Raw genomic sequence first — 5,402 nt, forward strand, 5'->3', positions numbered from 1 at the left:
TGCCCAGCATTCCCTAACCACGGATCGAACAAGCTGGCTAGCAAATTGCCGGCCGTCGACCACAGTCCCATCTAGAACATCAATCAGGCTTGCATGAAGTCCGTTGAAGGATCCCCTTACGGACAAGAAAGGACTACTGCCCAGGTCGTCTTACAACCGGCCGCCGGGAGGCTCTACGGGGCAGGGGGCTTCGACAGCTTAGAAGCGAGCCGGTTGCCAACGTCCTCCGCCGTCCAGAACGAAATTTGCCGCGGACCTTCTGGGAACTCGATGTCCAGTTCCAGGGTGAAGCCAGGTTCGTCTCCCATAGTCCGGCTAACGGCGAAGCCGCTTAGCCGGTTGTGCTCTGGCAGATCTGTTCCCAGGAGAATACTGATGCCTGCAGATCCCACGGGTTCGTTTTCCGAACCGATGCCGGTAACCACCCAGTGGGCCCCGTTTTCGAGAACCGCCTTGTGCTCTCCACAAACGGGCACCTCCAGGTTCGACCCCGGCACCAGCTTAAAGATGCCAGTGGAGATCTCTGGGCAGCGCAGCACTGAGCACGTAGTCATGCTGGGGATGCTACAACGGAGAAGGCAAAACTCATCGTTCTAGGCCCTATCTTTGCCTGACCCTTAGCAGGCAAGCCGGTGCACATCGGACTTGAAAGGGCGTCCGGTAGGGGATGTTTCGAGAAGTTTGTGTTGCCTTAGAACCCTGACGTTCCTGCGAAGACCTGGATGAAGGCGAAAAAGATGCTGGCAACGACCGCGACGTACAGCAGGGCAGTGATGATCCAGCCGGAGTCGGCAATGATGCGCGCGGCGCCTGGCGGGACGGGGATGACACCGGCGGTGATGCTCCGGACGGTCACCCATACGAAGAGGGGAATCATGGCTGCCCAGACGATCATGCAGAACGGGCAGAGGATGTGGATGTCGTAGAGGGCCTGGGACCACAGCCAGACTACAAAGGCGAAGCCAAGGGTGACGCCCGTCTGCAGGCCCACCCAGAACCAGCGGGCAAATGTAGCCCCGGACAACATCGCCATGCCCACGGTGATGATGACGGCGAACGCCACGATCCCTATGAACATGTTGGGGAATCCAAACAGCGAGCTCTGCCATCTCTGCATCACTTGGCCGCAGGAGATCCAAGGGTTTACATCGCAGACGGTCGTGTGGTCTGGATCCTGGAGCACAGCTAGCTTTTCCAAGACCAGGACGGCAGAAGCTATCCAGCCGACGGCGCCCGTAACTACCAAGAGCCAGCCAAAAGGCAATTCCCTAGTCATTGGATGTCGAGTTTCGGCTTCGCGGCTGTCCGGGTTCGCGCACGTGCCGCGGGAGTGGTCGACTATCCCGGCTGGGTTTGGGGTCATGACTGTTTTCCTTTTTGTGAGTCGCCAGGCTGTAAAGGGAGGCTTCTCAGAATCCAGCTGAGAACAGGGCTATAAAGCCAACGACGACTCCCGCGACGACCATCCAGAGAACTCCGTTCGAGGATAATCTCGCCCGGCGGTCGGCCATCCGGTCAGCAGCGAAAGCATGAGCAAGGCCAATGATTGCGACCACTACAATTCCCAGAGTCGCAAGGGCGGAACGAGTAGCTGTACTGACACCGTGGCTAGGCGGGGCAATGGCAGGGATAGCCACGGGGGTCCTGGCCACGCCAATCAGTGCCAGCACCAGTAAGGCCATAACACCGAGGACCAGCCCCCAATTCATAATCCTGCTCATTCACGTCCCCTGCGTCATGTGCGAACTACACCCGATACTACGGAACTCAGTCTCGCCTAGGCGTCGAGCAGTGACAGTATCCCGGCAACGCCCGGTAAAGGATGCGTTAACGCTCGTCCAAGAGTGTCGTCTCTAGGATTGCCCTATGAGCACTAAGCCGCGCACCGTCGAAGCCGTTCGGACTGAAATCGTTTCCGCGATTGCCGAAGTCCGCACAGCCGCTCGGTTGGGCCAGGATGAGCAGCGAGCCCATACCGCTGACTGGCTCGACGGGTTGTTCGCCGGCGTCTCTGATCGGCGTGACCTGCGCGAAGCATCAGTTCAAGGCCTCACCCTTTATCGCGGCGGGATGGGCTCATTCAGAGACGTAGGTTATGCAGCTGCAGGACACGCCGTTGACCGTCTGTATGCTGCCCTTCGGCGCGGCCGGTCCTAGTTCCTGCGCAACTCCTGACCAACACATTCTGGCCTGCGGAGGCCTTTGGGCTAACGGGCACCAGGGCTTCACTTGTCTCGCCAGCTTACGGGCGATGGTGTGACCCTGGGCGATCGCTGAATTCCGCCACGAACCGATCAAATCCACATCCGTGTTGGAGGAAGTCTCGGTTTTGCTTGGCCCGGCTGTCGATAGAGAGGGCCGCAGTGCTGGAGTAGATCCTTCCCGTCGCTCTAGCGGCAGCGCGCGGACCGGCGTGGGGCCCCATGAGACTGGATGACTGACTGCTCTAATGATCTGATGACGTCACAGAAACTGAATCCGCCCGCGAAGGCCCGCGCTGGCGATCGGGTTGCGATCCTCTCTCCAGCATTTGCGGCACCAGCCGTCTCGGAAGCTGTTCACGAGCAGGCTATGAAGCGATTGACGGAAACCACCGGGTTGATACCAGTCGAGTACCCAACTACACGGCAGCTCGGCGCAAGCGCCCAAGCTCGGGCTGCTGACGTCACCGCCGCGTTCGCCGACCGCACAGTACGGGCCGTACTTGCGACGATCGGCGGCGACGACCAGATCACCATCATCAAGCACCTCGATGCCGATGTCATCGCAGACAACCCGAAGCCGTTCCTGGGCTACAGCGACAACACGAACCTGCACAACTTCTTGTGGGGCCTCCGGATCCCCAGTTACTACGGCGGTTCCACGCAGGTGCACTTGGGAGCAGGTCCGCGTGTGGATGACGTGCACCTGGTCTCGCTTCGCGCCGCACTAATCGATGGCGGAAGCATTGAGCTGACCGATCCGGGAGAGTCGGAAGACTACGGCATCCCTTGGACAAACCCACGCGCTCTGACCCAGCTCGGTGTCCGCGAGGCGACAGAACCATGGGTCTGGTCCGGTCCGAAGACGGTCGTGGAAGGACGGTCGTGGGGCGGTTGCCTCGAGGTGATTGACCAGATCGCGATGGCTGACCGGATGCCAGATGTGGGCGACCTCGAAGGGGCGATCCTGCTCTTCGAAACTAGCGAAGAGCTGCCTGCCGCAGACGAAGTGAGGAGATGGGTGCGAGCCCTGGGCGAGAGGGGAATCCTTGAAGCCGCCGCCGGCGTGCTGGTTGCCCGCCCACCAGTCAGCCGACTAGGGGAACCTGTTCCGGCAGTGGAGGAACGAGCCCGACTAAGGTCAGAACAGCGCGAAGTGATCATCGGACAGGTCAGCGCGTACAACCCGGACGCGGTCATCTGCGTCGGAGTTCCCTTCGGCCACACCCGACCCCAATGGATCCTTCCCCACGGTGGACTGGTCCGTCTCGACGGAATCAACAAAACAGTCACCGCTAACTACAGCTAAGGCGTCCGGTAGAGGATGGCCCTCCGGACAGCCGAGGTGCTGCGCAGCCTTACCTAGATCCACACAAAAAAGCCTTTCCCGGGCCATCCGGGAAGGGCTTCTTTGTGTCCAGGTTCAGGCTGAACCAATACTTAGTCGCCACCACCGCCACCACCGCCTCCACCGCCTCCACCGCCGTCAGCACCGCCACCACCACTGCCATCAGGACCACCGCCATCTCCATCAGTGCCGCCACGTTCGTCAGAAGACGCAGACGCGCCTCCTACGACCACTCCGGAGTCACCGTGGCCTCCGCCGGTACGGGTGGACGCAGAGCCCCTGGAGGCCCGCCGGCCACGCTGCGAGATGACGCCTGAAACGAATAACACCACTGCCAGCGCTGCCACCCCGATGAAGAAAGCCAGCATCTTCATTTCGCCTTCGTCCACGTCAGAATCCATTCAAAAAGTTCAGCGTGAGGACCAACCCCACATCCAAGTCTTACGCATGGCCCGGGATTACACCGCCGCAAGAACCGTGTTCTGGTAGAAGTCCTGCGATTGGTGCGCTTACCCGGAGCCGCCGCGCCGACCCTACGTTCCGCTGTCTCGGCCGTGACGGTTCAGGTTGCTGGAGTTCCGCCGTGGGGAATTAAGTTCCCTCAAACCCTCGTCTCAACTAGTAGGCTTTTTTGGGTTGGCTTTGCGCCCAAGCATTATTCGGGCATCTATTGGGGGAAAATTTTCATGAAGTACCGCTGGGCCACGTTCACCACCGTGCTCGGAGCAATTTTGTGCTTGGGTTCTGCGCCGGCAGTGGCAGCACCTGATGAAGCAATCCACATTGACGGCACACCGGTTCGGGCGGCCATTGCTGCTGACGGCACGGCCTTTCTCGGAAACTACGGCCGGGGCGGAGGAGTCTTTGTGATTCCCTCCGGTGCCACGAGCCCGTCCCGCACCATCAGCACGGGAGGCCACAGCGTCACCGGGCTTGCGCTCGACCCGGACGGCATACTGTATGTGGCCATTGTCGACGACGCCCCCGACCAGGACGCCGTCGGAGTCATCCTGGCCGGCGCGGCCGCTGTGGAACGGACCATTCCGGTGCCGGCAGGTCGCCATCCGCTCGCCGCCGGTTCCGACGGAACGGTGTACGTGGCGAACTCCGCGGGCAACACCGTCTCAGTCATCGCGCCGAACGGAACCGCGGTGGACCGGACTATTGAAGTGGGGGCAGGCCCGGCAGAAATAGCGGTGGCGAAGGACGGAACTGCCTTCGTGTCCAGCCAGATTGCCGGTACTGTCTCGGTGATCCTGGCCGGGGCGGATACGGTCGCACGGACCATTGAGCTGGTCTCGGACACCGGAACGTCGAAGGAACCGCACGGGATCGCTGCCGGACCTGACGGAACCGTCTATGTGGCCAACATCAAGTCAGATGACGTTGCCGTCATTAAACCCGGCGCCGACACTCCGGCCGGCCGGATCTATGTCGGCGGCGGGCCGCAGGACGTGGCCCTCGCGCCGGACGGATCGCTGTATGTGACGAGCCTGCTGACCCAGAAGCTGTCCGTGATCCGTCCTCACGCCAAAGAAGTGGGGAGCTCCATCCCCACTGATGGCGGTCCCGGTCACCTCGCTGTGGCCCCCGACGGTTCTGTCATCGTGATCAGCCCCGGCTCCGCTCCTGGCGGAGGCTCAGTGGTCCGGTACTCCGCGGCAGCCCTGGCGACAGAGCCTCAGGGACCGACGGCTGCTGCAGCGCCGGCGTCCGGGGCTGCGCCCGCGGCAGCCCCGGACCGGGAAACGACGGCCCAACCAGCCGGCGGCTCCTCCGGTGCCCTGCCCGCAGTGGCGGGCGGGGTGGCAGCAGCCGTCGCCGCCCTCGCCGTTTGGTCTCTGGTGAAGGGC

Annotated in this window: 6 protein-coding genes; 4 read left to right on the plus strand and 2 right to left on the minus strand. The window is 61.9% G+C overall.

The window, feature by feature from the left end:
- Positions 1-173: 173 nt before the first annotated feature.
- Together AC5RV1_RS21125 and AC5RV1_RS21130 are read right to left on the minus strand one after the other, a co-directional pair.
- On the minus strand, positions 174-554 hold the full coding sequence (locus AC5RV1_RS21125; RefSeq protein ID WP_493995917.1) for a hypothetical protein: 381 nt from the start codon (positions 552-554) through the stop codon (positions 174-176).
- Positions 555-691: 137 nt separating this feature from the next.
- Entirely contained in the window at positions 692-1,363 is a 672-nt protein-coding gene (locus tag AC5RV1_RS21130) for a vitamin K epoxide reductase family protein (protein ID WP_493995918.1), read from the minus strand.
- 503 nt (positions 1,364-1,866) lie between these two features.
- On the opposite strand from AC5RV1_RS21130, the gene AC5RV1_RS21135 reads away from it, so the two are divergent.
- From AC5RV1_RS21135 to AC5RV1_RS21150, 4 genes are all read left to right on the plus strand, one after another.
- Positions 1,867-2,157, plus strand: a complete 291-nt coding sequence (locus AC5RV1_RS21135; RefSeq protein ID WP_493995919.1) for a hypothetical protein — start codon at positions 1,867-1,869, stop codon at positions 2,155-2,157.
- A gap of 300 nt (positions 2,158-2,457) precedes the next feature.
- The gene (locus tag AC5RV1_RS21140) at positions 2,458-3,510 is read left to right on the plus strand and encodes a S66 family peptidase (protein WP_493995920.1); all 1,053 of its coding nucleotides are present in this window, start codon (positions 2,458-2,460) and stop codon (positions 3,508-3,510) included.
- Positions 3,511-3,614: 104 nt separating this feature from the next.
- The gene (locus tag AC5RV1_RS21145) at positions 3,615-3,866 is read left to right on the plus strand and encodes a hypothetical protein (RefSeq protein ID WP_493995921.1); all 252 of its coding nucleotides are present in this window, start codon (positions 3,615-3,617) and stop codon (positions 3,864-3,866) included.
- 369 nt (positions 3,867-4,235) lie between these two features.
- Positions 4,236-5,402, plus strand: a 1,167-nt coding sequence (locus AC5RV1_RS21150) for a virginiamycin B lyase family protein (protein WP_493995922.1), incomplete at its 3' end; no start/stop codon positions are given.

It is taken from the genome of Arthrobacter sp. Hb9-2, assembly GCF_059091165.1.

Bases quoted from the DNA above. Each gene is read 5' to 3' on its own strand.
- AC5RV1_RS21125 (WP_493995917.1), bottom strand. From the start codon at position 554: ATGACTACGTGCTCAGTGCTGCGCTGCCCAGAGATCTCCACTGGCATC.
- AC5RV1_RS21130 (WP_493995918.1), bottom strand. From the start codon at position 1,363: ATGACCCCAAACCCAGCCGGGATAGTCGACCACTCCCGCGGCACGTGC.
- AC5RV1_RS21135 (WP_493995919.1), top strand. From the start codon at position 1,867: ATGAGCACTAAGCCGCGCACCGTCGAAGCCGTTCGGACTGAAATCGTT.
- AC5RV1_RS21140 (WP_493995920.1), top strand. From the start codon at position 2,458: ATGACGTCACAGAAACTGAATCCGCCCGCGAAGGCCCGCGCTGGCGAT.